Annotated in this window: 26 protein-coding genes; 19 read left to right on the forward strand and 7 right to left on the reverse strand. The window is 46.1% G+C overall.

Annotated features, from left to right (window positions below; genetic code table 11):
* The first annotated feature begins 9 nt into the window (after positions 1-9).
* The 7 genes from EIZ58_RS21065 to EIZ58_RS21095 all read left to right on the forward strand — a co-directional run bounded on the left by EIZ58_RS21065 (position 10) and on the right by EIZ58_RS21095 (position 6,054).
* Positions 10-1,632 carry a PucR family transcriptional regulator gene (locus EIZ58_RS21065; RefSeq protein ID WP_134702815.1) on the forward strand — a complete coding sequence of 541 codons (1,623 nt, stop codon included), beginning with the start codon at positions 10-12 and terminating at the stop codon, positions 1,630-1,632.
* 77 nt (positions 1,633-1,709) lie between these two features.
* Positions 1,710-2,987: a Zn-dependent hydrolase gene (locus EIZ58_RS21070; protein WP_240689258.1), complete on the forward strand. Its 1,278-nt coding sequence runs from the start codon at positions 1,710-1,712 to the stop codon at positions 2,985-2,987.
* On the forward strand, positions 2,984-3,772 hold the full coding sequence (locus EIZ58_RS21075; RefSeq protein WP_240689260.1) for a dihydroorotate dehydrogenase electron transfer subunit: 789 nt from the start codon (positions 2,984-2,986) through the stop codon (positions 3,770-3,772). The genes EIZ58_RS21070 and EIZ58_RS21075 overlap by 4 nt, the downstream gene beginning before the upstream one ends.
* Positions 3,769-4,707 (forward strand): dihydroorotate dehydrogenase, encoded by a 939-nt coding sequence (locus tag EIZ58_RS21080; RefSeq protein ID WP_134702817.1) that lies wholly within the window; start codon positions 3,769-3,771, stop codon positions 4,705-4,707. The genes EIZ58_RS21075 and EIZ58_RS21080 overlap by 4 nt, the downstream gene beginning before the upstream one ends.
* Positions 4,708-4,738: 31 nt before the next feature.
* Positions 4,739-5,638: a DMT family transporter gene (locus EIZ58_RS21085; protein ID WP_134702818.1), complete on the forward strand. Its 900-nt coding sequence runs from the start codon at positions 4,739-4,741 to the stop codon at positions 5,636-5,638.
* A gap of 26 nt (positions 5,639-5,664) precedes the next feature.
* Positions 5,665-5,820, forward strand: coding sequence for an aspartyl-phosphate phosphatase Spo0E family protein (locus tag EIZ58_RS21090; RefSeq protein ID WP_134702819.1), 156 nt, complete (start codon positions 5,665-5,667; stop codon positions 5,818-5,820).
* Positions 5,821-5,844: 24 nt separating this feature from the next.
* Positions 5,845-6,054 (forward strand): hypothetical protein, encoded by a 210-nt coding sequence (locus EIZ58_RS21095; protein ID WP_134702820.1) that lies wholly within the window; start codon positions 5,845-5,847, stop codon positions 6,052-6,054.
* Positions 6,055-6,137: 83 nt separating this feature from the next.
* On the opposite strand, the gene EIZ58_RS21100 is transcribed toward EIZ58_RS21095, so the two are convergent.
* A complete protein-coding gene (locus EIZ58_RS21100) occupies positions 6,138-6,695 on the reverse strand; it encodes a non-oxidative hydroxyarylic acid decarboxylases subunit B (protein ID WP_134702821.1) in 558 nt (185 codons plus the stop codon).
* 221 nt (positions 6,696-6,916) lie between these two features.
* Here EIZ58_RS21100 and EIZ58_RS21105 point away from each other — a divergent pair, with 221 nt between their 5' ends.
* The 6 genes from EIZ58_RS21105 (at position 6,917) to EIZ58_RS21130 (ending at position 14,242) form a co-directional block, all read left to right on the forward strand.
* The gene (locus EIZ58_RS21105) at positions 6,917-7,945 is read left to right on the forward strand and encodes a TAXI family TRAP transporter solute-binding subunit (protein ID WP_167577849.1); all 1,029 of its coding nucleotides are present in this window, start codon (positions 6,917-6,919) and stop codon (positions 7,943-7,945) included.
* A 16-nt stretch (positions 7,946-7,961) separates the two neighbouring features.
* Positions 7,962-9,827, forward strand: coding sequence for a TRAP transporter permease (locus EIZ58_RS21110; RefSeq protein WP_134702823.1), 1,866 nt, complete (start codon positions 7,962-7,964; stop codon positions 9,825-9,827).
* Positions 9,828-9,857: 30 nt separating this feature from the next.
* Positions 9,858-11,237, forward strand: coding sequence for a UbiD family decarboxylase (locus EIZ58_RS21115; RefSeq protein WP_134702824.1), 1,380 nt, complete (start codon positions 9,858-9,860; stop codon positions 11,235-11,237).
* Positions 11,238-11,384: 147 nt separating this feature from the next.
* Complete coding sequence (locus tag EIZ58_RS21120) at positions 11,385-12,425, forward strand: TRAP transporter substrate-binding protein (protein WP_134702825.1); 1,041 nt, start codon at positions 11,385-11,387, stop codon at positions 12,423-12,425.
* A gap of 65 nt (positions 12,426-12,490) precedes the next feature.
* Positions 12,491-12,961: a TRAP transporter small permease gene (locus tag EIZ58_RS21125; RefSeq protein ID WP_240689284.1), complete on the forward strand. Its 471-nt coding sequence runs from the start codon at positions 12,491-12,493 to the stop codon at positions 12,959-12,961.
* Positions 12,962-14,242 carry a TRAP transporter large permease gene (locus EIZ58_RS21130; protein WP_134702827.1) on the forward strand — a complete coding sequence of 427 codons (1,281 nt, stop codon included), beginning with the start codon at positions 12,962-12,964 and terminating at the stop codon, positions 14,240-14,242.
* 43 nt (positions 14,243-14,285) lie between these two features.
* On the opposite strand, the gene EIZ58_RS21135 is transcribed toward EIZ58_RS21130, so the two are convergent.
* A complete protein-coding gene (locus tag EIZ58_RS21135; RefSeq protein ID WP_167577851.1) occupies positions 14,286-15,362 on the reverse strand; it encodes a polysaccharide deacetylase family protein in 1,077 nt (358 codons plus the stop codon).
* A 320-nt stretch (positions 15,363-15,682) separates the two neighbouring features.
* On the opposite strand from EIZ58_RS21135, the gene EIZ58_RS21140 reads away from it, so the two are divergent.
* Complete coding sequence (locus EIZ58_RS21140) at positions 15,683-16,738, forward strand: LysM peptidoglycan-binding domain-containing M23 family metallopeptidase (RefSeq protein WP_134702829.1); 1,056 nt, start codon at positions 15,683-15,685, stop codon at positions 16,736-16,738.
* A 162-nt stretch (positions 16,739-16,900) separates the two neighbouring features.
* Here EIZ58_RS21140 and EIZ58_RS21145 read toward each other — a convergent pair whose 3' ends face one another.
* On the reverse strand, positions 16,901-17,128 hold the full coding sequence (locus tag EIZ58_RS21145) for a hypothetical protein (protein ID WP_134702830.1): 228 nt from the start codon (positions 17,126-17,128) through the stop codon (positions 16,901-16,903).
* A 235-nt stretch (positions 17,129-17,363) separates the two neighbouring features.
* Between EIZ58_RS21145 and EIZ58_RS21150 the strand changes: the two genes are divergently transcribed.
* The gene (locus tag EIZ58_RS21150) at positions 17,364-18,398 is read left to right on the forward strand and encodes a phosphodiester glycosidase family protein (RefSeq protein WP_134702831.1); all 1,035 of its coding nucleotides are present in this window, start codon (positions 17,364-17,366) and stop codon (positions 18,396-18,398) included.
* A gap of 134 nt (positions 18,399-18,532) precedes the next feature.
* Here EIZ58_RS21150 and EIZ58_RS33655 read toward each other — a convergent pair whose 3' ends face one another.
* Positions 18,533-18,691, reverse strand: coding sequence for a hypothetical protein (locus tag EIZ58_RS33655; protein WP_167577852.1), 159 nt, complete (start codon positions 18,689-18,691; stop codon positions 18,533-18,535).
* 7 nt (positions 18,692-18,698) lie between these two features.
* Entirely contained in the window at positions 18,699-19,562 is an 864-nt protein-coding gene (locus EIZ58_RS21155; protein WP_134702832.1) for a MerR family transcriptional regulator, read from the reverse strand.
* A gap of 167 nt (positions 19,563-19,729) precedes the next feature.
* On the opposite strand from EIZ58_RS21155, the gene EIZ58_RS21160 reads away from it, so the two are divergent.
* Positions 19,730-19,933 (forward strand): helix-turn-helix domain-containing protein, encoded by a 204-nt coding sequence (locus EIZ58_RS21160; RefSeq protein ID WP_134702833.1) that lies wholly within the window; start codon positions 19,730-19,732, stop codon positions 19,931-19,933.
* Between the two features lie 454 nt (positions 19,934-20,387).
* The gene (locus tag EIZ58_RS21165) at positions 20,388-22,733 is read left to right on the forward strand and encodes a YcdB/YcdC domain-containing protein (protein WP_134702834.1); all 2,346 of its coding nucleotides are present in this window, start codon (positions 20,388-20,390) and stop codon (positions 22,731-22,733) included.
* Positions 22,734-22,835: 102 nt separating this feature from the next.
* Here the strand turns inward: EIZ58_RS21165 and EIZ58_RS21170 are convergent, their stop codons facing one another.
* Positions 22,836-23,492 carry a hypothetical protein gene (locus EIZ58_RS21170; protein WP_134702835.1) on the reverse strand — a complete coding sequence of 219 codons (657 nt, stop codon included), beginning with the start codon at positions 23,490-23,492 and terminating at the stop codon, positions 22,836-22,838.
* A gap of 237 nt (positions 23,493-23,729) precedes the next feature.
* Between EIZ58_RS21170 and EIZ58_RS21175 the strand changes: the two genes are divergently transcribed.
* Both EIZ58_RS21175 and EIZ58_RS34530 read left to right on the forward strand, forming a co-directional pair.
* Positions 23,730-24,998 (forward strand): PAS domain S-box protein, encoded by a 1,269-nt coding sequence (locus EIZ58_RS21175; protein ID WP_134702836.1) that lies wholly within the window; start codon positions 23,730-23,732, stop codon positions 24,996-24,998.
* Between the two features lie 162 nt (positions 24,999-25,160).
* Positions 25,161-25,262, forward strand: coding sequence for a putative holin-like toxin (locus EIZ58_RS34530; RefSeq protein ID WP_240689262.1), 102 nt, complete (start codon positions 25,161-25,163; stop codon positions 25,260-25,262).
* A gap of 424 nt (positions 25,263-25,686) precedes the next feature.
* Here EIZ58_RS34530 and EIZ58_RS21180 read toward each other — a convergent pair whose 3' ends face one another.
* A complete protein-coding gene (locus EIZ58_RS21180; RefSeq protein ID WP_240689264.1) occupies positions 25,687-26,103 on the reverse strand; it encodes a CBO0543 family protein in 417 nt (138 codons plus the stop codon).
* Between the last annotated feature and the right edge of the window lie 331 nt (positions 26,104-26,434).

Genomic DNA, 26,434 nt, shown 5'->3' on the forward strand with positions numbered 1-26,434 from the left:
GGAGCAGACTTGGGACTGAGCATTAAGGAAGCCATGAACATCGGGGGTCTGGCCAAGTGTAAGGTGGTAGCCGGAGAGAAGGGGCTGCACCGGGAAATCAGCTATGTAACGGTGATGGAGGTACCCGATGTCATTCAATGGTTGAAGGGGCAGGATCTATTACTAACGAGCCTATATCCCATTAAAGATGATGAAGTAGCCCTCCAGGATCTGGTCAAGAAGCTGAAGCAGAAGGGCAGCGCGGCCTTAGCGATCAAAACGAACCGATATTTCGAAGAAATACCGGAGCCCATATTATACTATGGGAATCTGTTGGATTTTCCGATCATTGAAATCAATAGCGATACCTCCTACCTAGACATCATGACACCCTTAATGAATGTGATCCTAGAGTATGCCTCCCCGGAACCGGAGGATTATGAAGAGCTGTTTGCCTGGATTACGGAGCTGGCCCTAGCCGGCAGAGGGGTCGATTCGATCCTTCAGGCGCTGAGTAAGATGATGGGCAATCTGGTCACTATTGAATCGGTCCTGCCGCAAGTCTACATGTCTCCGATATCAGGTAGTATAGAAGCGCTGTCCATCAAGCAAACGAACGAGCTGTGGAAGTCTAGACGTCCCTTAAGAATGGTAAGAACCTTCAATGGGGAAAGCACCCCTTGTATTGTAAGTCCGCTGATTCTAAATAACGAAATTAATGGAGTCATTACCTGCTGGAGTACCAAGAGAGAGTTTCGCAGGAGAGATTTTCACATCATGGAGCGGGCAGTACCTTTATTTGGTTTGGAATTTCAAAAAGTAAAAACTAAGATCGATGTGGAAAAGAAATATAAGAATGAACTCATCTCTTCTATTCTATTAGGGAACAACACGCTTAGTGAAGAAGAGGCAATCGAAAAAGGAAAGATCTATGGCTGGGATTTGACCAAAGACTATCAAGTCATGGTATTGGATATGGATCAATTCTTAAGCATAGTCGAAGCCTTGAAATATGATGAAGTATCGATTCAAGAATTTAAGAGAAATATTGAGCTAAAAGCAGAGTCCATCGTACAGCAGTACGATCCTTCGGTGATAGTGGCACTCTGGAGCGATAAAATGGTGATCCTTTATCCTGCTATTCATTATCAGGAGGAACTAGCCCAGCGAATCAAAGACCGATTGCAAAGTCAGGTATCCGATGTTACCTTCACCGTAGGCATTGGGCGATTCCATCCGGGGATGAAAGGGCTAAGAAAAGGGTATTTGCAAGCTATACAGTCCATCCAAGTGGGAAGGAAAGCGAAGGGTAGAAATTCAATCCATCATTTTAATAGCTTGGGAATTTATCGTATATTGGGGGAATTCCATGATCAAAGCGAGCTTCAAGCTATTTACGATGAAACCGTAGGAAAGCTCAACCTCTACGACCAAAATCATAATGCCAATTTGGCTGAAACACTCGAGCGTTTTTTTGAGAGTAATGGGGGCTTGACGGAAACAGCCGAAAAGATGTTTATTCACGTCAATACGCTGAAATACCGACTTCAAAAAATCGTGGCGATCACCGGATGCAATATCTATGATTCCGAGGGTCGGTTTCATTTGCAGCTAGGATTAAAGATTAAACAGCTAGTGCTTTTAGCGGATTAGATAATTAATAGGATGTTATTTTGTCTGATCCGACGAAGAGAAAGTGCCTTGTCCCTCTGTATAATAAAGGCAAATCTTTGGAGTCGGAGGTAGACATGAATCTGAATCGGATCAAACAAACCCTTGCCGATATCAATCAGTATGGTGCTTTAGACCACGGAGTGACCCGGCTGGCCTACTCGGAAGCGGAGCAGTCGGCAACCAAACATTTCATTCGGTTATGTAAAGAGGCCGGGATGTCGGTTCGCTCGGATGCAGCAGGAAATGTGATCGCACGCCGGGAAGGGCTCAACCCCAATTTGCCTGCAGTGGCTTGCGGTTCACACTTAGATACCGTGATCTCTGGCGGGAAATATGACGGTACCCTTGGAGTGATAGCCGGGCTAGAGGTGGTTCGCAGCTTAAATGATCAAGGAATTCAGACCTTGCATCCCATTGAAATCATCGCTTTTGCTTGTGAAGAATCGTCCCGATTTGGGGTCGCCACGATTGGAAGCAAAGCAATGGCCGGTGTAGTGAAGAAAGAATTGATTGAGAGCTTGAACGATATGGAAGGGATAACCTTGCGTGAGGCCATGGCTGGTTGCCAGTTAGATATGGATCGTATCCATCTAGCTGCACAGAGCAAGAGCACCTATAAGGCATTTTTCGAATTGCACATCGAGCAGGGTCCCCTTTTGGAGTCTATGAAAAAAACGATTGGGCTTGTGCACTCTATCGCAGCCCCCACAAGATTAAAGGTGGTGGTGCAAGGGAAAGCATCTCACTCGGGTACGACCCCGATGGATCTGCGCCAGGATGCGCTGCTGGGAATGGCTCAGCTCGCCTTAGAGGTGGAACGATTGGCCAAAAGCGAAGCCGCATGTGGAACGGTTGCCACGGTGGGCTGCTGTGAGATCAAGCCGGGAGCCATGAACGTCATTGCAGATCGGGCAGAACTGAAAATTGATATCCGCAGCTCATCTAGTACTTCCAAGGACCGGGTACTGGCAGGAATCATTGGATATTTCGAAATCCTGAAAAAAGATAGAGGCTTGACTTGTTCTTGGGAATTGCTGTGCAAGGAGGAGCCAGTGGAGCTGGACACTAATGTGGCAGCTTCGCTCGAGCAAACCTGCACCACACTAGGCATTCCCTATCACAAGATGCTAAGCGGTGCAGGGCATGATGCGATGAATATGGCAAAGCTTTGCCCGACGGGTTTAATTTTTATCCCTTGCAAAGATGGGGTAAGTCATCATCCGGAAGAGCATGCCAGTTTGAAGGATATTGAGGTGGGAATCTTAGTTTTGCAGGAAGAAATTATGAAGTGGGCAGTAGCTAAACAACAGGATAGGATGGGGAGGATATCGTGAAAGCCGTAAAATTGAAAGTATTATCCAATGAGCAAGTGAGCCGTCGTTACTGGCATATGGTGGTTGATGCTCCAGGATTGGCGAAGCAAGTGAAGGCGGGCCAATTTTTCAATATTCGCTGCACGGAGGACTACTATCCTTTTCTCAGACGCCCCTTCAGTATCTATCGGATTAATCAGGAAAACGAAACCTTAGAATTTCTTTACCTGGTCAAGGGTTTGGGTACAAAACGGATGACCGAAATCCAAGCCGGTCAAGAGGCTGATGTGTTTGGACCTTTAGGAACGTCCTTCAGCCTAAAAGAAGAGTGGGGAAAAATCCTCCTCTTAGCCCGAGGGGTGGGGATTGCAACCCTAGCAGCTCTAGCTCAAGAAGCGAGTGAGAAAGGTATTCAATGCGTAGCCATTCTAAGTGCCAGATCCCAGAATGATTTATTAGCCACCGAGACGCTTCAGGGCTTCGGGGCAGAAGTGTATAAAGTAACAGATGAGGAAGGAACCAGCCAGGTCGGGAATGTGGAAGCTTTGATTGATACGATCCTATCTCGGCATAAAGTCGATGCGGCGTTTACGTGCGGTTCCAAAAGACTGTCTAAATTGTTGCAAGATGTTACCGCCAAACATCAGATTCCTTCACAGATTGCACTGGAGGAGCATATGGGTTGTGCCATGGGAGTATGTTTCGCCTGTGTTTGTGACTTGAAGGACGGAGAAAATACAACGCAAACGGTGCGGGTCTGCAAGGAAGGTCCAGTATTCCCGTTGGAAAGGGTTGTGCTGACATGATTACTCAGTTGAATTTAAACGTCAAGATCGGCAAGCTTAGTCTACAGAATCCGGTGATGCCGGCTTCCGGAGCCTTCGGTGAAGACATGGAAGCGATTATGGACTTTAACCAATTGGGAGCGGTTGTTCCTAAGAGTATTACAAAGTTTCCGAGGAAAGGAAATGCCACGCCGCGCGTATGCGAGACACCAGCCGGGATGATTAACTCGATTGGAATCCAAAGCAAAGGTCTGGACTACTACCTGCAGAAAACCATCCCGAATTACCGGAAATACACGACTCCTTTGATCTCAAGCATTTCCGCGGATTCTATTGATGAATTCGTTGAAATGTGCGAAATCATCGGGAAAGAAGATGTCGTCAAAGCGTTTGAACTGAATATCTCCTGCCCGAATCTTAAGGGGAATGGATTGGCCTTTGGGATGGACGCCGAGGTAACGTATAAGCTTATTAAACGGGTCAAAGAGGTTACGGATCTTCCCCTTATCCCGAAGCTCACTCCCAATGTAACGAGAATCCAGGATATTGCCTTAGCTTGCGATGAGGCGGGAGCGGATGGCATTAATGTAGCCAATACCATTCTGGCGATGTCCATCGATATCCATTCTCGCAAGCCTAAAATCGGAAATGTCATGGGAGGGTTATCGGGTCCTGCGGTAAAGCCCATTATCGTCCGCATGATTTATCAGGTCCATCAGGTAACAAAGCTGCCAATCGTCGGTTGCGGGGGCGTAAGCACGGGGGAAGATGCCATTGAAATGATCCTTGCTGGTGCTACCGCGGTTCAGGTAGGGACGGCAAGCTTCATCAATCCCACGGCGATGATCGATATTTTGGAAGAGATCAAGCAGTATATGGAATTATACGGCATCGAAGATATCAATGATCTCATTGGAAAAGTAGAGGTCCAGCGTACGACAGATAGACAGGATTAATGGAAGTGTACGGGAGACGGAGGAGAACCCATTGGGGATCTTGGTAGCATTTTTAAGTGCGTTCTCATTTGCGAGTGCAAATATTTTAATTAAAAAGGGTATTAAGGATGACGAAGGGGCTGAGATTGGATTTCTCACCTGTGTAATGATTAACACGGTGCTTTTAGGCTTACTCTTTCTTATTGCCTTAGGTGTAAAGGGATTTGTTTTTCAAATCTCTTGGACGGCAACGTTCATCTTTATCTTGGCGGGAATGCTGACGACCGGTCTTGGAAGACTCACGGCTTTTGCCAGTATTCCCATCTTAGGGCCCTCACGCTCTTCGGCCATTAAGAATGGGTCTCCCATTTTCACCTTGCTGTTTGCCCTGTTCATTCTGAATGAAACGATTAACCTCCCCTCCCTTTATGGGATTGCGTTATTGATAGCTGGACTTGGCTTGCAAGGCTGGTACCTCTTTCGACAGCATGATCAATCAACCAAAGGAGTCCATAGACAATGGCTGGGCTATGCCTTGGCAATTATCTCCGCTTTGGGCTTTGGGGTGGGTCAAGGGGTTCGCAAGCAGGGGCTATTGATTTTAGATGACATCTTTTATGGGGCGTTCATGGGGGCCTTGGCTTCCTTGATATTTTACTTAATCTATAAGGCGTTGCGGGGTCAATTAAGGGGAGATAAGCCCATTTATGATTTCGGCAACCGTTATTTTTTAGCTGCAGGCGTTATGACGAGCCTCGGTCCTTTTCTTTTTTTCCTATCTGCAAGCTTAACCCAAGTCACCTATGCTGGGGTCATAGCCGGCACGGAACCGGTGATTACGGTGCTGCTGAGTGCCCTGTTTCTCAAAGGACAGGAAGAATTGTCCCGGACTTTATGGCTAACGATGGCCCTTGTTATTGCCGGTTCAGCCGTCATTGCCATGACGGCTTAGCTATTACAGAGTAAAAGGAACAAGCTATGTTAGTACCGTTAACGGATCTCTTGCAAGAGATTGAAGAAAAAAGAGAGTTAATGCATAAGGTCGGATTAGAATTCGGGTTGACTAGTGATGAAGTGCTTGTCATTAGTCAAGAGATTGATGAATTGGTCAATCGATATTTTGCATCTCAATAACACTTTTATCGGAGGGATAATCACATGAATAGTTCAGAGAAGGTCGCCGTATTTCACAAACTATCCGAGCTCGTTAATTTGTATTCCGAAAGTCGAGATCTGCCTATTAATGAGGGAGCGAACAACTCTTTCTTCGAGGAAGTAGAGAGGTATTGCGCCATTTTAGACCTGGATTACAGCACATTCAAGAAAACGTTCGGGTTAATGGACTGGCGTGACATGTGGAATAAGTAGTAAATTGGAGGGTGTTCCTTTGGGGGCATCCTTTTTTGTGGTTTTTTGTAGGAATAGACGGAGAAAATCCGTCTATTGGCCTGTTATTTTTCCAACCATCGTTTCGTTAAGCTATTTTCAATGTCAAACTGGTCCAGGGTGCGGGCCACCGTATGCTTGATGATATCCTCAATGCTTTTGGGGTGATTGTAAAAGGCCGGCATAGGCGGAAGGATGATCGATCCCATTCTAGAGAGCTTCAGCATATTCTCCAAGTGAATTTCATTTAATGGAGCCTCGCGTGTGAGAAGAACTAACTTACGCTTCTCTTTTAAGATGACATCTGCCGCTCGGACGATGAGGTTATCCGCATAGCCGTGGGCGATTCCGGATAAGGTCTTCATGCTGCAAGGGGCGATGATCATGCCATCGGTGCGGAATGAACCGCTGGAAACGGAGGCGGCTAAGTTTGACGAAGAGTAGACGTTGGAAGCCAGCCTTTTAACGTCTTCTATCGAGTAATCAGTTTCTAATTTAATTGTCGTTTCAGCCCACGTGCTTAGAATCAAATGGGTTTCCACGCCGCATGCCTTAAGCGCTTCCAGTACGTGTATGCCGTAAATAGCCCCTGTCGCTCCTGTGATCCCTACAATGAGTCTCATTCCATTTCCCCCCTGTTGTTTGTTACTACTATAATTACATGTTAGAAAACTTTACACAATTAGCGAATAAGACAAAACTTTGGGGTTACTTCTTGTCTGTAATGACAAAGGTTAATTTCTTGGCCAAGTAGAATAGTTTCTTAAGATAAATGAAAAGGGGGACGGTGTTACTAAAGTTAACGTTTGAGGTCCAATTAATAGGGAGAAGGAGTGGTATAACAATGTTGAAAAAAGTGTTTGGTATGGCCTTGCTTTCTTTGTCGGTTGCATTGACAGGTTGCGGTACCAACGAACAAGCCTCTACCCCAAAGTCAGAAAGTTCTCAACAAGGACAAGAGGCGCCAAAGGCAGCTTCCAACACCCCAGTCACACGTGTTTCCTTGGCTACAGGAGGTACGGGAGGTGCTTGGTACCCGGTAGGAGGCGGATTAGCTAATGTAGTAAATGAGCAAGACAACAATATGGAAATGTCCGCAGAAGTGACATCTGGCGGCTTAGAAAACGTCCGGCTAGTCAACTCCAATACCAATCAATTTGGCTTTGTCAACAATGACGCGGCCTTTCACGGGTTTAATGGGCAAGGTCCCTTCGAGTCCGAAGGGAAGCAAAAGATCCTGGGCATGTTTAACCTATATCCAAGTACCTTGCAAGTCGTCGTTCTAGCGGATTCCGGTATTGAGTCCATGAGCGATCTAAAAGGCAAAAAAGTAGTGGTAGGCCCACCTGCTTCTTCCTCGGCGCTCATGGGCTGGCAGGTATTAGCGGAGTACGGCATCAAGGAAGGGGATATTAAAGGACTTACCATCAGCTTTGCGGAAGGAGCGGACGCTCTAAAGGATGGGAATGCCGATGCCCTATTTGTCATGAGTGCCCATCCGAATTCACAAGTCCTAGACTTATCGGCTACGAAAAACATCAGGCTTCTATCCATTGATGACCAAGTTAGGGCAAAGCTGATGGATCAGTTCAAGTACTACGGGGAGGCTACCATTGGAGCGGAAACCTACAAGGGCCAAACCACGGATGTGGTGACGCTGTCCTTGCCAACCATGATTATTGCTAACGAAGAGGTTTCTGAAGAAGCCGCGTACGAATTTACGAAGAGTATCTACGATAATCTCGACAAGGTTCATGGCTTCCACGCTGTGGCCAAGCATATTGCCTTAGAAACAGCGAATCAGATTCCAATTCCGATGCATCCAGGCGCGAAAAAATATTTTGAGGAGAAAGGAATTGTGAACCTCCCATAAAAGGTGGTGGTCTGCCATGACAAATATTCCGCAGTTCGCTTCTCATGCGATAAAGATGTTGGCTGTGTTTCTAGCCGTTTTTCATTTATACACAGCATTCTTTGGCGTTTTTCCAGGGCAGATCCAGAGATCGGTCCATTGGATGATTGTTTCTGTGATGATTTTTCTTTTAGGCATCTCCACGAGCGAAACGGCGGTGAAACGAAAGGCGTTCTTTAATGGCATCTTGGTCATTCTAGCGGTGGCAACGGGTGCCTACCTCATACTCGGTTATGAGTCGATTATCTCGCGCTACGGGAATTTCAACACGACGGATGTTGTCTTAGGTGTTATCGCTGTGGCGATCTTGCTAGAGGCAACGAGACGAACCATGGGCTGGGTCTTGCCTCTTATTACGCTTGCGTTTATTCTTTACGCCTTTCTAGGGAAATGGATCCCGGGCTTGCTAGGGCATAACGGAGTCACCGCGAAGCGTTTCTTCACCTTTATGTACCTCACGACCGATGGGATTTATGGTGTTGCGTTAGGCGTATCGGCTACCTTTATCTTTTTATTTATTTTGTTTGGAAGTTTTCTGAATAAAACAGGGGCAGGAACCTTCTTTGTCAACTTGGCTTTGGCTGCTACGGGAAGGGTTACGGGAGGGCCTGCTCTGGCTTCGGTGGCTTCAAGTGCCATGATGGGATCCATCTCGGGGAGTGGGGTGGCCAATGTGGTTACAACCGGGACATTCACTATTCCGCTGATGAAAAAAACGGGGTATAAGCCGCATTTTGCAGGGGCTGTGGAAGCTGTGGCTTCCAATGGCGGACAATTGCTCCCTCCGGTCATGGGGGCTGCGGTGTTTCTCATGGCGGAATTGCTCGGGATCCCTTACATCGATATTGCGATTGCTGCAACCATCCCGGCTCTTTTATATTTTATCGCTGTGGCTTTTGCTGTCTATATGGAAGCGAAAAAAGAAAAAGTTACCCTTTTGAATGAAAAGAATCTTCCTAGGCTAAAGGAGACATTGAGAGAAGGATTTCTCTATTTCTTGCCCTTGCTCATCATCATTTACCTGCTGTTTACAGGGGCAAGCCCGATGAAGGCTGCTTTCTACGCTATCGTATCGGTGGTGGTCATCGGTCTAGTGAAGAGGAACATTCCTTTTAATCCTAAAGTCATTTTGGAGTCCATGTATGATGCGGCTTCTTCTGCGTTAACGGTTACAGCGGCTACCGCGTGCGCTGGGATTATTATTGGTGTGGTTTCCCTAAGTGGACTAGGGCTGAAATTATCAACCTTGATTGTTTCCCTATCCAACAACAATGTCTTTCTTGCTCTAGTGATCACGATGATCGTGTCGATCGTCTTAGGAATGGGATTGCCGACATCGGCTGCCTATCTCATTCTAGCGGTCCTGGGAGGCCCAGCTTTGATTTCGATGGGAGTACCGGATATGGCGGCTCATCTATTCATTCTCTATTTCGGTTGCCTATCGACGATTACACCGCCCGTGGCCCTATCGGCTTTTGCGGCGGCAGGAATCGCGGGTTCACCCCCCATGAAAACAGGATTTACCTCGTTTCGATTGGCAATTGTCGCGTTTATCATTCCGTACATGTTTATCTACAGTCCTGCTCTCTTGATGCAGGGAGAGTGGTATAGCATTGCAGGAGCTCTCCTAAGCGCTCTTTTAGGCTGTTTCTTAATCTCATCATCGATCATTGGCTGGTTGGGCCGCACGCTGGGGATGGCTTCGCGAGGAGTCCTATTTTTGACTTCAGTTCTCATGCTTCATCCATCCCTTTACACCGACCTGATAGGGTTAGCGGTTCTGGCTGTCATGCTGGTGATTAACAAGGTGATCGTAAAATCAGAGAGTGATGTACCCGCATAGCGGGATAAGAATATAAAGGGGGATTAACGAATGGCTTGGCAGGACTTAAGAGATTACTTGAGATTTTTACAGGACCAAGATGACCTCGTGGTCGTTAATGACGAGGTTTCCGCGGAATATGAAATTGTGGCCTTAACAAGACAAACATCGGATGTGCAAGGTCCTGCGCTGCTTTTCACCAATGTAAAGGGCTATAGCTATCCAGTTTTGAGCGGTTTGTTTTCCGCTGAAAGACGAGTGGCCCAAGCTTTTAACGTGGAGCCGAAGGACTTCATCCACTACTACATGAAAAAGGAAGAGGAATTAATCGAGGCTACCGTGGAGGATGAGGCTCCGTGCCAGGAGATCGTCTGGACGGGGGACGATATTGATCTTTATAAGCTTCCGATCTTGACCCATTACGAGAAAGACGGAGGGGCTTATGTTACAGCTGGATTGCAGATTGCCAAGCATCCGGATACCGGCGTACGAAATGTATCCATTCATCGCATGCTTTTGTTGGGGAAAGATACCTTGTCAGTCTATGCCCCTCCGGGAAGACATCTCGGTCGTATTATCCAGCGTAATGAGGATGACAACAGGGGAACGGAAATTGTGACGGCGATTGGTAACGCACCGGCTCTATCGATTGCCTCCCAAGCGAGAGTTCCGCTAGGAGTGGATGAATTTGCAGTGGCAGGGGGGCTCATGGGATCTTCTGTTCCGATGGTGAAATGCAAAACGATTGACGTGGAGGTGCCTGCGTTTACCGAAATCGTGATTGAAGGGGTGACAATTCCCCACGAACGAGTACCAGACGGCCCGTTCGGAGAGTATCCAGGCACGTATAGTCCAGTGAAAGACGCACCAATTCTGAAGGTGACGGCCATTACCATGCGGAAAAATCCAATCTATACGAATGCCCTCACCGGAATGCCAATGACCGAGAATCATTGGATGATGCAAGCGGCCGTTACAGCACTGGCATATCAAGAGGCCTATAAAGTTTGTCCAGAGGTCAAGGCGATTAATGTCACGCCGGGCGGAACCATCCGTCACCATATCGTGGTATCCATTAAGAAGAGACATCATGCAGAGGCCAGGAATTTAATTACGGCCTTGCTCGCTAGTCCCATTGGGGCGAAATATGTGGTCGTCGTGGATGAGGATATTGACGTATTTAACCCGATGGAAGTGGAGTGGGCGATCAATACCCGTTTTCAGGCGAGTTCCGATCTGATTGTGTTGCCGAACATGTATAGTCCGACGTTAGATCCTTCCGCGCCGGCTGAGCGCACGAGTGACAAGATGGGATTGGATGCTACGGCTCCGTTTGGCAAACTGGAGGAGTTTAAGGCGCCGTACATTCCAGGCAGCGAAGGGATTAATCTGAAAGAATTCATCGAAAGAAATAAGAATAATCGGTATTAAGTTGGATGTGGGGATCGGCATGGCCGATCCTCTTTTGTCTTTATGGACGGAAATGAGAAAAGACTTTTGTCCGATTCGCCATAGATCCTAAAGGAGGGTACTTGGTAACATTTTGAGTATACAGGACGAAAATTTAAGGGGGAAAAAATGAAAAAGCTTCTTATCTCCATGTTTTTAACCGCGCTGATCGTATCCGGATGTGGGAATAGCGCACAGCAAGCCAATACGGAGCCTCAGCCTGCACAAGGAAGCCCCGCCGCCGATCCCGTGGTCATTAAATTCGCCCATGAATTGCGTGAGGAAACACCGCAGCATATCGGTGCTCTAGAGTTCCAAAAGCTGGTGGAAGAAAAGACGCAAGGGCAAGTGAAGGTGGAGATCTACCCAGCCGCCCAATTAGGATCTGAAAAGGAAGTTATGGAAATGATCCAAACCGGGGGAATCCACAGTGGAATGATTACCACAGCAGTGTTGAGTAATCTATCCCCTGCTTTCCAGATGATTGACCTGCCTTTCTTATTTCCTACTCGCGAAAGTGTGTACCATCTTCTCGATGGTGAAGTCGGAGAAGAAATTCTTTCTACGTTAGCATCAACCAATCTAGTAGGTGCTGCGTATTTTGAAAGTGGATTTAAGCAATTTACCTCCAATAATCCCATCGAGGGGCCAAGTGATCTTTCTGGCTTGAAATTTAGAACGATGGAAAGCCCTCTGATTATCGATACCTACAGAACCTTCGGAGCTAACCCGGTGCCGATCTCCTTCCCAGAGGTCTATAACGCGTTGCAGCAGAAGGTGGTAGATGGTCATGAGAACCCGCTTTCCACGATTACAACCATGAAATTCTATGAAGTTCAAAAATATGTGACCCTATCCAACCATTCCTACCTGGGCTATGCCGTGGTATTTAGCAAAGGGTGGTTTGATAGTCTCTCCCCTGAAATACAAGATGCCCTGAAGACCGCCGCCAAAGAAGCGGCTAAGGTGGAGCGGGAGGCTGTGGTAGAAAACGAGGCGAAGTACATCCAAACCATCAAGGATTCGGGAACTACGGTGAATGAGTTTACGGAGGAACAAACCCAACAATTCATGGAGGCCGCCAAGCCGGTGCATGAAAAATATGCAGACGTCATCGGTAAAGAACTATTAGATCAGGCAGCCCAAACGATTGCTACGTTTAACAAATAAAGTAACGGATCAAAAGGCCTCACTAGAGGCCTTTTGAAAATAGTGGAGGGATTTTTTTGGATAAGGTGGATGCACTACTTTCAAAGCTGATTAATTATTTCCTGATAGCCAGTTTGCTGATTGCTTCGTTTGTCATCTTCCTTAATGTGATTCTCCGGTATTTTTTTAATAGTGGGGTGGTCGGCTCTGAGGAATTGGTTCGTTATCTAATCATTTGGAACATCTTTATCGGAGGAAGTAGTCTCGTGCTCTCCGGAGAGCATTTATCCATGGATGCTTTTATCAAGCAATGTCCGGAGAAAATCAAGGTGGTGATGAATCTTATGATTTATCTGATCGGTATCGTGTTTTCCTTTGCCCTTGTCGTTTATAGTGCAGGAGTGATTGAGAAGCTCACGATGTCCAACACGCCTGCTCTCCAAATTCCGTCTTATATACCCTACCTTGCCATCCCCATTGGTTCATTGCTAACCGCCTTGAGATATATGCATCGATTTTATCTAGATGGTCGACTGCTCGTAAGGGGGGAAGTATAAATGGCATCGTCTCTTCTTGTCGTAGGTGTCCTGCTCATTGCTTTAGGGGTACCAATCTATATCGCATTGGGATTCTCCGCACTTCTATCCTTGATGCTGTTCAGCACCATTCCATTGGAAGTCAGCGTACAGCGGATCTTTGCGGGAATCGATAAGTTTTCTCTCATGGCTATTCCTTTTTTCATCTTTGCTGCCAACATTATGGCTGCAGGAGGAATGGCCGATCGAATTGTAAAGCTGGCAAACTTAATGGTTGGCCGAACTCGAGGAGGATTAGCCCTCACGACGGTTATGGCGAGCATGTTTTTTGGTGCGGTGTCCGGATCGAGTCCTGCTACCGTGGCTTCCGTCGGAAAGCCACTGTTCCCTAAGCTTATGGCCCAAAATTACCCGAAGGGCTTTGCTGGCGGGTTGATCGTTTCCTCAGGATCCCTCGGGATTATTATTCCGCCCAGTGTTACGATGATCATTTATGGTGCGGTAACCGGGGTATCGGTTGGGAGCTTGTTTATGGCGGGGATCGGGGCAGGGTTGCTGTTTGCTCTTGTGATCGGAGTGTATATCTTATGGAAGTCGCGTCAGTTTGACATTGCGAATGAAACGGTCAAGCCTACCTTTCAGGATGTGTGGAAGACGATTAAAGAAGCTTCATGGGGCCTAGGGGTTCCCGTTATTATCCTGGGTGGGATTTACGGAGGAATCTTTACCCCGACAGAGGCTGCGGGCGTTTCAGTAATCTATGCCCTTGTGGTGACCTTTTTCATTTATCGCGAAGCGAATGCAGAGAAGATAGGCGAGATTATTCTAGATTCATGCAAGGTTTCCGCGCAAGTGATGATCATCATCGCCACTGCCTCCATTTTCTCCTGGGTCATCACGACGGATGGTGTAGGGCGCGATGTAGCGCACATGGTTTCTAGTATCAGTTCCAACCCCATGATCATCCTGCTGATGATCAACCTCGCCTTTTTAATTGGCGGCATGTTCTTAGATGGCTCTTCTTTGATCATCATTTTGGCGCCGTTACTGGTCCCTATCGCTCACAATGCAGGAATCGATCCTGTACTGTTAGGGGTGCTCATTACCGTGAATTGCGCGATTGGCATGTTTACCCCTCCCTTTGGACTCAACATTTTTGTGGGATCGACGATTATGAATATGCCAATCGCTACCCTGTCACGGGCTGCCGTTCCGTTTGTCCTTTTATCCTTGATTACCCTCATCTTATTGGTTTTGGTTCCAGGAATAGCACTGTGGCTGCCATCGGTTGTGTATCCTTAATGATAAATCCCCTTCCTTATGGTGATAAAGGAAGGGGATTTGTTTATCTCTGACTCTCCAACAAAGTCTGCACTGTCACAAACGTATATCCCCGCGCCCGCAGCTCATCCACAATTTTGGGGATGGCTGCTACGGTTCCTTCCAAGAGCCCCTCGTTCCCGTACTGAAAGTTATGCTGCAGGACGATCCCGCCTGGAGTAATCTCCCGCTCGACGACGTCGACGATTTCCTCGGCGGATAAGCCGCTCCAGTCCAAGGTGTCGACGGACCACATGATGGTTTTCATCCCTAGCTCATGCAAGATGAGGAGATCCGATTTGGTCAACTCGCCAAAAGGGGGACGGAAGAGGTCGGACTTTCTGCCGGTGACTCGTTGCAGTTCGTTTTGGGTGCGGCGAATTTCTTCTTTGACTTGTGCCGACCAGGTTTTGGCGAGATTCGGGTGACCCCAAGTATGGTTGCCGATGCCATGTCCTTCGGTCACGATTCGTTTCATAATCTCAGGATACGATTGGACTTGCTTTCCCATCACGAAAAACGTGGCGGGAGCGGCTTTCTTTTTGAGCGCATCTAAAATTCTTGGGGTATAACGGGCTTCAGGTCCGTCATCAAAGGTTAAGGCGACAAGCTTCTGGGACGTTTTGGCACGGTCAAGCCGATTTTGCACCCCTGGAATGTGGGTGGTGATATGCGTGCGCGACTGGGCGGCATCGTATCTTACGTCCATGTTGAGCTTTTCTGCGACATCCACGAGAGGGACATACGGTACCCCGTTAAAATCGACCGTTTCAATGGATAGCGGATTGCGTTTCCATGTGTTCGTGGCTCGGATAAAGTCATCTGTGTACTTTTTCCCCATCGGCATGGAGAACATCTTATCCTTAGTATGGACGACGACGGCACGATGGGTTTCATTCCAGTCGACGAAGGCTCCCGTATGCTTTAGAAAAATGGCGGGTACGAGTAGATGTCCGTTTCGGATAAGATATTTCGTTGAGATGGGTTTGTTGTCGATATAGATGGGAGCCGAAGGTAGCTCCGATTCTTGAGCATGCACAGTGACCGTGAGCAAGGGCAGAAGAAGAAACAGGAACAAATAAGCTTTCGTAAATTTCATCATTAATCGATCCTCCTTCATTGACATTTAGTATCTTTTCCAGAAAGAGGAGTTTAATGTAAATAAAATCCATAGCTTACAATTGTTAAATAAATTTCTTTTTTTTTATGTTTTTTCCTATTATTTTATTTTATAATTGAGAGAGTAATAGACTTCCACTTCCACTTACCGCATAGGAAATTATAATGTTACTTTAAATTGTTAAAGTGAAACTAATTTCCTATCGGCATGAAAAACTTCCACTAATGATGGATACTACATCTTCGAAATGGCTTCAATAGAAGTTTTTCTTACTAGATCTCAGACAACATGAGGAGGACAACATGAAAAAGAGACTTGTATTAAGTTTGGCGTTATCTTTTGCGTTGCTAGGGGTAGGCGTGAATGGCACGGGCGCCCAGAGTTTGACCAACTATACCATTCAAAGCGGCGAAACCTTCTGGACCCTCTCGCAAAAGTTTAAGCTAGATATGAATCAGCTCATAGCGGCCAACCCGGATCAAAATCCAAATAACCTCTATGCGGGGTTGGTGATTAAGCTTCCTATTGCCTCCACGACTTATACGGTTCTAGCAGGGGAAACCTTTTGGACTATTTCTCAAAAATTAAAAGTAGAATTGCAGCAATTAATAGATGCAAATCCAAATGTACAACCAAACAATGTCTACGCGGGTCTGGTGTTGAATATTCCAGGCACTTCAGCGCCAACATCAACATCCACGCCGACAACAAAGGCAACTACCACTACATACATCATCCAATCCGGCGATACCTTTTGGACTCTCGCTCAACGATTTGGTGTTCCCTATAACGATATCGTAGCGGCTAACCCTACCGTTAATCCGATGAATCTGTACCCTGGCCTAACCGTGCAAATTCCACAGAAGACTGCTGAAGCGGTGAAAGCTCCAACTTATCTGGCTGATGGGCAATTCCCTTTGCGAAAAGGTTCGTACACCCCATTCGATGACAACTATGGGGATGGACGTGGCTTTGACTCGATGGGAAATCCGACCAGAAAGCATGAAGGGGTCGATGTGATTGCGGAGAAAGGTACTCCGATTTATAGCGCCTATGACGGCGTGGTCACGAATAAAGGATGGAACACCCTAGGCGGATGGCGTCTAACTGTTCGTACGCCTGATGGTAAATATGCTCTTTATTATGCCCATCTGTCGCGCTATGCTTCGAATGTAGAGGTAGGCACCCGCATCACCAAGGGCCAGCTTATCGGCTACGTGGGAGATACGGGATATGGACCTGAGGGAACATCCGGCCAGTTTGTGGCCCACCTGCATGTAGGAATCTATGATATTGCCAATGGCTTCACTCCCGTCAATCCTTTCCAGCATCTGAAGTATTGGGAGAGCCGTTTATAAAGGATGATAGCCCTTCAGGAAATGAAGGGCTTTTTTCATGTGTTTTTTGTCTATACAAAGTTGGCAATCCAAGAATAGGATATACAAGAAGGCGACAAAACCTCCTCTCCTCGCCTTCTATAGTCTTGGATGGACGGGACTTGCTGGTACGCACGGCAAGTCTTACATACGATAAAAGGTTTCGCTGACTTCCCAGGATTCGACGATTTGATGGGCGACTCTGGGGTCATAGCCTCTGCCAATCAAGTAGGCAATAGCGGCAATTTCCGTCATGGCATGGTGAACCGAGGTGTATTGGGCTTCGCGCAGTCCATACTGCACCCAGGGACTAACCGTAGCTAAGGTTTCTCTTTTCAGCCGGCTCATATCGACATAATGTGAGTAATACATGGATACACGCCTTTCATCGATGGATTTTGACATTACACTATATGTGGGAAGCTAGAACGGGTGTGGGCGTGTAGCCAGTTTTGGGCAGGAATGGGAGTAGGGGGGATGCTCACGAAACCCGCTAACTTGGTTCCAAACCCGTAATCATTACAAGGAGCGACCCCACCTCAAGTGTAACTTTTTACCCCTAACTATCGTCTATAGTAGAGATCATAGTTTAAGGGAGTAGGGAACAGTGGAGTTATCAAGAGTAAAGTCTACGAGACGAACGAAACAAAAATCGAAAGGGAAGGTCTGGCTGCTAGGGTTGATCGTCATCGCCATCCTCGCAGGGGGCTACTTCGCTTCTTATAACGCTAGACTCTGGTTGGCCGGCAGTTTGCTTGTGACCCAGCACCATCACTGGGCAAAGTACACCTTAATCCCGGAGAAAAAGCTAGAAGAGCTTCGCCAAGATATGGCGAATCCGGAGATGGAGAATTCCACAACAGGGGACTCGCCGACCACAGAGGCTAAGCCGCCAACGCAAAAACATGCGCCGAAAGAACCGATCGAAATTATTCCGGTCGAGAGGAAAGTCAGCGGTGTTCATTACTTTAAAGGCCACGCTTTGATTGTGCATGATCCGAGTCGAGTGCATTTGGTTCAGACCACGGGGACCAAGCGTTCGGGTAAAGGGCTTCCGAGAGGGGAGTTTATCAGTGAGTTTGTGGAACGCACGGGGGCTTTGGCTGCTGTGAATGCGAGTGGTTTTTATGATCCGAACTGGATGGGATACGGGGAAACGCCTTCGGGTTTGGTCATCCAGGATGGGAAGATCTTAAGTGCTGCCACGGGAAAAGGAGAAACGGTCGTTGGTCTTACCTTTGACGGAAAACTGATTACGGGGAATTATTCGGCTGAACAACTCGTAAAAGAAATGAAGGTTCGAGACGCGGTATCGTTTAAGCCACAGCTCATCGTTAACGGCGAAAACCTTTTCACGGGAAAAGAAGCGACCAGTTGGGGCATTGCCCCTCGAACGGCCATGGGCCAAACCAAGGAGGGGGCTATTATCTTTATCGTGATCGATGGACGGCAGCCGACGCACAGCTTAGGAGCTTCGATGACGGATATGGCGAACCTCATGGAGGAATTCGGGGCGGTGAATGCCATGGCATTGGATGGAGGGACTTCTTCCATGATGGTGACGAAGGAAAAGATTCTGACGTCATCGAGCAATGATGATGAACGGGGAAGATGGCTGCCGAATGCTTGGGTTGTATTCTAAAAGCAGTTATTCACAACTTATATACAAGTTACGAGGTATTACCCACATAGTTATACACAGGGTTATACACAGGATGTGTGTAACTTTAAGGATCGAAAGTAAAACCTCGATGGTGGTTTTACTTTCTTCTGTTTTTATTCATTTTTCATGGTATTGATCTTTTCGTTAAGGATCTGGATATGACTATATAGCTCAATTCGTTCTTGCCATGTTAATTTATGATTGACTACCTGGTCTTTCAGTTGTTCCTTTAAGGAAATAAGTTCTCTAATATCGGTTGTTTCATTTTTCATCCCATCTTCACCTCTCGCCAAATTGGCTGTTAAACCATTCCATCCACTCCAGTTTGGTTTCGCCAATTATCCACTTCTGTATGGTTTCAGGAGCATGCAATAATCCCTGACCACCTAAAATGTATTTAACCGCTGGAAAATCAGTTGAAATCGCATCAATTAGTTGAGAAATTGGGTCTACAGTACTCATCGTAACCGAAATGGCCAACCATTCAATGTCCTTCTTTTTCATAATCTGCTTCAATCCCCCGTTATACGGGGTGCCAGCCCCCAAAAAGATGGTGTCCACTCCTTGCTTTCTCAAGAATAGGGCAAAGAGAAGAAGTCCGATCTGATGGGTCTCTCCTTCAGGGCAGAAGCAAAGAATTTTGGGAAGAGAAGGGTTCACATCAAAGATCCGAAAATATTGATAGAACCGATGGATCAAGAGATTGGTAGCAAAGTGTTCTTCTGACTCGGACACCAAGCCATGTTCCCATTGGTCGCCAATCCGGATGAGTGCTGGAGCCATAATATCATGGAAGACATACTCATAATCGAATTGGGAAAAGTATAAGTCCAATAGTCTGTTCGAAGCATGGGAATCCAATTGAAGAAGTAAATCCACCAATGGCTGGACCAATTCGTCTGAACGCAACGGGAGGGAGTTCTGTTTTCTCTTGTGTAACATTTCGACCGCGAGCTTGATGCTTGTCCCTTTCCGTTGAACCTGATCGCGCAGCCATTTGAGATCCTGAATATCCTGTTCGGAATAAATGCGATAACCCCGCTCCGTACGTTGTGGAGAAATGGCTTGATACCGAGTCTCCCATGTGCGAATCGTTCTGGCTGGGATCCCGCTGAGTTGAGAAACGGATTGAATGGTAAACACGGCTTTATTCCCTCATCTTCATAATGACATATTATCTCACGTCTACATGTCGAAAACAACAACTGTTGTCTTAATTTAGTTCTCAAACTATCATAAAAAAGATCATATTATTCAAACGTTATTCATGCTATAATGTATACCATAAACCTAATTTAAAGGAATGAAGTATGAAATTAGCAAATGAGCTAAGACGCCTAAGGCTAGAGAAGCAACTGTCGGTAGAGGATGCGGCAAAATTAATCGGAATCTCTAAGCAGTATGTGAACTATATAGAGAAGGGACAGCGCGTCCATATTTCGTTTACGATTATGGTAAAGATTGCGGAAGGTTACGGTGTTTCATTGGATTATTTGGCACAATTTACAGAGTAATGGCAGATCCTTTGTTTTGGGACTGCCTTTTTTTTATGTTGTATAGTAATATATTGTAAGCGATTACACAATTTATTATAACAGGCGTAAGAAGCGAAATCCATAGAAGTGAATGCCAGAGGTTGAAGTCGTACTCCAAAGATTTTCGAGAGGTGAGAACTCTCTTGGTTTTTTCCACAGCGTATTAACATGGTATTCACAGGGTTATGCACATATTTATCCACAGTATGTGGATAACTGCTCGGCGATGTTCTGATTAGACATGGTGAGGTTCATCATTTTCCGGGAAATTTCGACGGCGGGAAGTGGCAAAGTTTATAAGACTGAGTTATAAAGGCTATAATCTTTTTGGAAAATCTTTACGAAAAACTGTAACCTTTTACCACCTTCTTTCGTCTAAGGGTATGTTGGGGATATTTGCGACAAAAATATAAAAGGTTTCAGAGGAGGAATTATGAGGAAAAATCCAATCTGGTCTCGACTGCTTTATTCTACATTGGCGGCATCTTTGATGGTGACAGCAATTCCTGTTGCTGCAGGGGCAGAAACAGTGACGACGGTGACTCAGCAAGTCGGTTCAACCCAAGCGCAGGCGGAAACCACCCCGCTTCAAGAAGCGAAGATCTCTCGCGAGAAGGCTCTTGAAATTGCGAAAGGGATTGCAGGGGATTTGGCGGGTTTTGATGAACCGAATGTTTCTCGCCGGACGGACCGAATGGGCCCTTATCAAAATCAAAATGTCTGGGAAATCAACTGGATGAAGCGTGGTCCACAATTTTCCCATGTGGATGTAGCGGTTGATGCCGATACGGGAGTGATTCGCCGTTATTCGCGTCACGTGGAGGGGGAGCAGGAAGCTGCCCTGCCGCCGAAGGTGAAGTACGAGGATGCGGTGAAGATTGCGAATGATTTTGTCAAGAAGCACTTCGCGGAGCATCTCGGAAACCTCAAGTACAATCCGCGTGAGGGTGAGGATTGGGGCAAGGTGATTCGTTCACCCCATGATAGTTATCAGGTTGCCTTTGTTGAGCAAGTGAACGGCATTCCGTTTTCCAACAACCAGTTGTCGATTCAGATTAGTGGAGATGGAAAAATTCGTTACGTTTACTATAATTCGATGAGCAATGTGACCTTTGCCGCTGCTCAGGGTGTGTTGAGCAAAGACGAGATCCTGAAAAGGTTGGCTGACTCTCTCGATATGAAGCTGGCCTATCAGATTGAAGGGTATTATCCGTACCCAGTACCTAGTCAATCTAGCGAACAGCCGAAGGTGTATGTGGGCTATCAGCCATCTCCGTATCTGCATATGCTGGATGCCAAGACGGGAGAGGCGATTGATTATCGTGGAAAGCCCATCCCGAAGGATCAAGACCTAGTTAAACTGGCGGAAACGAAGCAAGCGGATCCGCTGCCGAAGCTAGCCGCTCCACTTACGCAGGAACAGGCGATGAAGAAGATCGAGCAATTCGTTCAAATTCCGAAGGAAGTGAATGTATCTACGGTTCGTTCAGAGGAGATGTTTGGACGTAAGACCTGGACGTTCCACTTCGAGTACCATACGCCAAGATCCGGGATGGGCTGGCAAGGCGGAAGCATCGATGCGGAGACTGGGGAAGTGATCTACTTTGATATCTCTTCGTATTTAAGAGAAAAGGCTTCACAGGGAATTGATAGCGCATCCGCTGCACCTGAGAAAAAGACGTTCGCGGTTACGACAGAGCAAGCACAAGAAAAGGCCTTGGCCTTTGTTCGGGAGCAGAGTAAAGACAAGCTGCACCAGCTTTATCTGTATCCGGTAGCACAAGAGGAACCAACCGCTTATAATCCGTTCTACCGCTTTAATCTGGAGCGCCGTTTAGGCGGGATTGCCGTTCCGTTCCATAATGTCTCTGTCGCGGTATCGGCTGACACGGGCGAGGTGGTGGAGTATCGCCAGAACTGGGATTGGAACTTGAAGCTACCTGAGGTTGGTCAAGTGGTAGAGCCCGCTCAAGCCAAGGATACCTTTATGAAGGATGTAAATGTGGTGTTAGAGTATCAGGTGATTATGGAGGATTTGTATCGCTACGGTAGGCCGGTTGGTGCAGAAGAGCAGCCTCTAGAGGCTCGTTTGGTCTACCGCATCACTCGCGAAGGCCAGAGCGAACCGATCTACCTTGATGCTGCGACGGGAAAATGGTTGAGCTTAAAGACCGGAGAAGAGGTCGTATCTAAAGGGGAAAAACCCGCGATTCAAGATATCCAAGGGCATTGGGCGGAAAAAGGGCTCACGTATTTGGCGGAAGCTGGTGTGTTGGAAGTGAAGGATGGAAAGCTAGCTCCGAACGAGCAGCTTACCCGTGGAGAGTTCGTGGAGATGTTGATGGGCGTGATTGATGGAAACTATAGAAGATACTACTATCCGGGCCAAACGCCAGCCCAGCCGTCGTTCGGTGATGTTCCATCAACGCATAAGAGCTCGATTGCGATAGAGTGGGCCGTAGAGCGAGGCGTATTGGATAAAGGCGGAAACTTCCGTCCAGACGAGAAGATGAACCGTGAGGATGCCGCGTCTGTTATCGTTAAGGCTCTGGGTTATGCCAAGTTGGCGGAGAACCCAGCCATGTTCAAGCTGGCTTATAGTGATGAAAGTGCGATAAAGGCCAAGGGGGCTGTTGCCATCGTCAGCGGAATCGGCATCATGAACGGCTTTGATGGTAAGTTTAACCCTGCGCAGTCGATGACCCGTGCGGAGTCAGCTGTGACTCTCTTTAAGTTCTTACAAAAGAGAATAGAGTATAGGCCGAACCTACGTTTTTAACAGTGGGTGCCTGTCACTCCCCGAATTTGCTCGAAGTTTGTCGAAGACACCCGGTTCCATAAGGAATCGGGTGTTTTTGTTGTGCTGGCTGCTGGGAGTGCTCTATCTAGCCTTTTTCCTAAAGGAGAACAATCGGCTTAGAAAAAACCTTCGTTCTCGGGGTGCTTTCACCTCATCTCGTGGCTCTGAAGCTTGCGCTTCCTTTTGAAAGTACAGAAAAACGTTGGTTATCCATTTCGAAAGTAAAGCGACGGTCAAATAACCGAGGAATAAGTGGAAGTAATTGACCCATTTATACATCTTAAATAACCCATAGGCTACCAAGGCAGGTTTAAACAGAAAGGATAAGAAAAGGCAGAGTCCCGTTGCGTATAAATAGTAATTTTTATTTTTGTTTAATGTCCATTGGTAAAGAAGCATAAAGGATACAGGAATAAAGGCAGTATCCAATGTTAGACTGGTTGGCAGAAAGGGGATTACTTTGTAAGGGTAATTCGCTAGTCGATTAGTGTAAAAATAGGTGTCTATGTAATGAAAAAGCATATGGACACTATAGCCATAAAATCCAATATGAAAAGCCTTTTTTCTGTCGAGAAAAAAGTACAACGCTACTAAAGGTAAAACCAAAAGGCTTAGAAGGAACCAAAACTGCCAGGTATTGAAGCTTGAATAACTTTGCCAGTAGTCAATGGTTAACTTGGAGGCTTTTTCATATAACTTGCCTATTTCATCCAGTTTTTTTATTTGTTCGCTTTCCATAATACGCTCCACCTTTTGGGGCTTTTTCCCTAGTTTTTCCCTTGTTGGGAATTACATGTATAAGGATAGGCTAAGAGCCTTCACTAGGTGCTTTATACATGATGAGTATGGTCTACGAGTGGTGGACTGCATTTTAACCAAGATTTGGATTGGTTGCAAGTGGTAGTGGAATGAAATTGTTTTTTATCGGATAATGTTAGAGGCGAGTTGAATAGGGTTAGAGGAGTTAGGGAGAGTATGAAACTAAAAGAAAAATGGCCTGTGATTAAGATTATTTTAATCTATTTGCTAACGGCTGGGATATGGGTACTCGTGACCGATCAAGTGTTGCTTATTTTTGCTAAAGATATAAAGGAATTTTACATCATGGGGGTGTTAAAAGCCTTACTGTTTATTTTTGTAACAGCTTGGCTACTTTATATTCTGATTGCTCGACTAGTAAACAAGGTTAAACAAGTGGAAGGATCCCTAACTGAAGCTGAAATCAAGTATCGGAGCCTGGTTGAGGAAGCATTGGTTGGCGTCTATTTATACCAAGATGGTCAATTTTCCTACATCAACCCTCGTTATGCCGAAATCTTTGGCTATACCCAAGAGGAAATTTTAAACATGGATGTTATGGAATTGGTTTTTCCTGAAGATAAACCTCTTGTGACTGAAAACATACGCAGACGCATTTCTGGTGAAGTGAAAACTCTTCGCTACTTTTATCGAGGGGTAAGAAAAGACGGTCGTATCATTAACTTGGAAGTCCACGGAACGGCAACCCTTTATAATGGAAAGCCTGCTATCATTGGTACTTTACTTGATATAACCGATAGAATAAAGACGGAAGAGCTGTTGCGCAAATCGGATAAGTTGGCTGTCGTGGGTGAGTTAGCTGCGGGTGTGGCTCATGAGATTAGAAATCCATTAACATCCCTTAGAGGCTTTGTCCAATTGCTTCAAAAGCAAGATCATGAGCAGCAAAGGTACTTTGAAATCATGCTATCTGAGTTGGATCGAATTAATTTCATTGTGAGTGAATTTTTGCTCCTGGCCAAGCCACAGGTGGTGAATTTTGAACAAAAAGATCTGTCGATCATCTTGCAAAATGTCATCGGTTTGCTTGAATCGGAAGCTATTTTAAACCATGTGCAAATCACTTTGGCGTATCCATCGGATATTCCCGTGATTGAATGTGAGGAAAATCAGATTAAGCAAGTCTGCATTAACATTTTGAAAAACGCGATCGAAGCAACACCCTACGGGGGGATCGTTGAAATTAGAGTTCAAAGGCTAGGACTTGACAAGGTAGTCATTCAGTTTATTGATCAAGGTTCTGGTATTCCCGCGGAACGCATGGAAAAGCTAGGGGAACCTTTTTATACGACAAAGGACAAGGGTACAGGTCTAGGGCTCATGGTGAGCTATAAAATTATAGAGTCCCACCATGGGGAATTAAAGATCAAAAGTGAGAACAATGAAGGGACCATCGTAGATGTGATTTTGCCTGTAAAAAGATGATCTAAAAGAAACGTCAAAAGAAACCTGTGCAGCTGGGCGCAGGTTTTTTTCTGTCCGGCGTGAGGAAATAATACGAACGTATGTTCCTGTTTTTGGGCAAGTGTGCTATAATGCAGGTACGAATAAATGTGGCATTTCCTTTTTACGGATGGGGGTGAGAGGATGACAGTATATGAAGCTTTGAATCTACTGATTGGGTTTGGGATGTTGATCGCCACTCTGTTTCTAGCTGTTGTTGCTATGCTGTCTATTGAAAAAAAGTAAGACCTGCCTCGGGCCAGATAAGCCCAGGAGATCTTACTTCGATTTGTGTGGAACCGAGCCCCCTAAGGGGAGGAGCAACTACAGAATGGTGGGGGCATCTGGTTTTTTTTATATCGCTTCGGATGCGGCTTGGTGTGTATCATATGGGGAAGGATGGCAGATGGGTACTTGAAGCGTCCCTACCCCGTTTACGATCTGCCGGAGAACCCGCCGAGCTTCATTCGGGTAATCTTTTTTACAGGTGTTCCTCTATCTGGACTGTGGTTGTTAACAAGGAATGATTAAACGATTAATATAGTTAGTGTAAGTGTTTTCAACTGCATGCATCCTCTGTGGTGCGGTTATTCTCTCTTTTACCCTTGAGCCGTTGCAGTTGTGATGGTTCTTTTTTTTGTTCGACAAAATCCGGGGAGTGACAGGCACGCTATTGAAAAAACCATTTTAGATATTTGCGTGATAAGAATAGCGTTAGCGCTGTGGAAATAAATGTCCAACGCCAATCCCAGCTTATATACGTAATGAGGAGCGTGTATTTTTCTAAACCGATTTCAATGATGGTGAGTGTCACTATATAAGAAAGATAATATAGCACTTTTTTCAGGAGGGAAGCTGCTTCAGGATAATGCAAATTAAAAATGACGCAAATAGCAGGATAGACGAAGTACTCAAACGTAAAGGAAGCTCGCGAAGCATAGTCAAAGAAACGAATGGGATATTCAATCATTTTTAATTCCACAACGAGGAAGCCAATGAACCAGGTGAAAGCTTGCATGATGAGAAAGGCGACGTGGGCTTGGCGTATCTTCTCTTTGGGAACAAATTTCCAAAGTAGAATCAACATAATAATCCAAGATGATATCTCGATGATATTTTCTATACTAATACTAAACCAGCCTCCAGTTTCATGAACATTCATAACTTTTAATATACACTTTGTATATGGCATAGTAAATACCAAAAATAAAAATTAAGTTAACGAGGGTGACTCTAGTAAAAGAGGGTAATGCTAGCAGTGGGGAGTTAGGTTTTTGCTCCGTCGTCCTTGGCCCCTGAGATGGGACAAACTGCAGTCCGGTAGTCCTTGAGTATAGAAATATGGTAGAGTGGGGGATAGAGTCGACAAATTTCGGGGGGTGACAGTGGTCGGACCCCTTATAATGGACATATGAAGT

The sequence above is a fragment of the Ammoniphilus sp. YIM 78166 genome (assembly GCF_004522215.1).
Classification (GTDB): Bacteria; Bacillota; Bacilli; order Aneurinibacillales; family RAOX-1; genus YIM-78166.

Coding starts and splice junctions, on each gene's coding strand:
- EIZ58_RS21080 (WP_134702817.1), top strand. CDS start 3,769: ATGATTACTCAGTTGAATTTAAACGTCAAGATCGGCAAGCTTAGTCTA.
- EIZ58_RS21090 (WP_134702819.1), top strand. CDS start 5,665: ATGTTAGTACCGTTAACGGATCTCTTGCAAGAGATTGAAGAAAAAAGA.
- EIZ58_RS21095 (WP_134702820.1), top strand. CDS start 5,845: ATGAATAGTTCAGAGAAGGTCGCCGTATTTCACAAACTATCCGAGCTC.
- EIZ58_RS21100 (WP_134702821.1), bottom strand. CDS start 6,695: ATGAGACTCATTGTAGGGATCACAGGAGCGACAGGGGCTATTTACGGC.
- EIZ58_RS21105 (WP_167577849.1), top strand. CDS start 6,917: ATGTTGAAAAAAGTGTTTGGTATGGCCTTGCTTTCTTTGTCGGTTGCA.
- EIZ58_RS21110 (WP_134702823.1), top strand. CDS start 7,962: ATGACAAATATTCCGCAGTTCGCTTCTCATGCGATAAAGATGTTGGCT.
- EIZ58_RS21115 (WP_134702824.1), top strand. CDS start 9,858: ATGGCTTGGCAGGACTTAAGAGATTACTTGAGATTTTTACAGGACCAA.
- EIZ58_RS21120 (WP_134702825.1), top strand. CDS start 11,385: ATGAAAAAGCTTCTTATCTCCATGTTTTTAACCGCGCTGATCGTATCC.
- EIZ58_RS21130 (WP_134702827.1), top strand. CDS start 12,962: ATGGCATCGTCTCTTCTTGTCGTAGGTGTCCTGCTCATTGCTTTAGGG.
- EIZ58_RS21135 (WP_167577851.1), bottom strand. CDS start 15,362: ATGATGAAATTTACGAAAGCTTATTTGTTCCTGTTTCTTCTTCTGCCC.
- EIZ58_RS21140 (WP_134702829.1), top strand. CDS start 15,683: ATGAAAAAGAGACTTGTATTAAGTTTGGCGTTATCTTTTGCGTTGCTA.
- EIZ58_RS21145 (WP_134702830.1), bottom strand. CDS start 17,128: ATGTATTACTCACATTATGTCGATATGAGCCGGCTGAAAAGAGAAACC.
- EIZ58_RS33655 (WP_167577852.1), bottom strand. CDS start 18,691: ATGAAAAATGAAACAACCGATATTAGAGAACTTATTTCCTTAAAGGAA.
- EIZ58_RS21160 (WP_134702833.1), top strand. CDS start 19,730: ATGAAATTAGCAAATGAGCTAAGACGCCTAAGGCTAGAGAAGCAACTG.
- EIZ58_RS21165 (WP_134702834.1), top strand. CDS start 20,388: ATGAGGAAAAATCCAATCTGGTCTCGACTGCTTTATTCTACATTGGCG.
- EIZ58_RS21170 (WP_134702835.1), bottom strand. CDS start 23,492: ATGGAAAGCGAACAAATAAAAAAACTGGATGAAATAGGCAAGTTATAT.
- EIZ58_RS21175 (WP_134702836.1), top strand. CDS start 23,730: ATGAAACTAAAAGAAAAATGGCCTGTGATTAAGATTATTTTAATCTAT.
- EIZ58_RS34530 (WP_240689262.1), top strand. CDS start 25,161: ATGACAGTATATGAAGCTTTGAATCTACTGATTGGGTTTGGGATGTTG.
- EIZ58_RS21180 (WP_240689264.1), bottom strand. CDS start 26,103: ATGTTGATTCTACTTTGGAAATTTGTTCCCAAAGAGAAGATACGCCAA.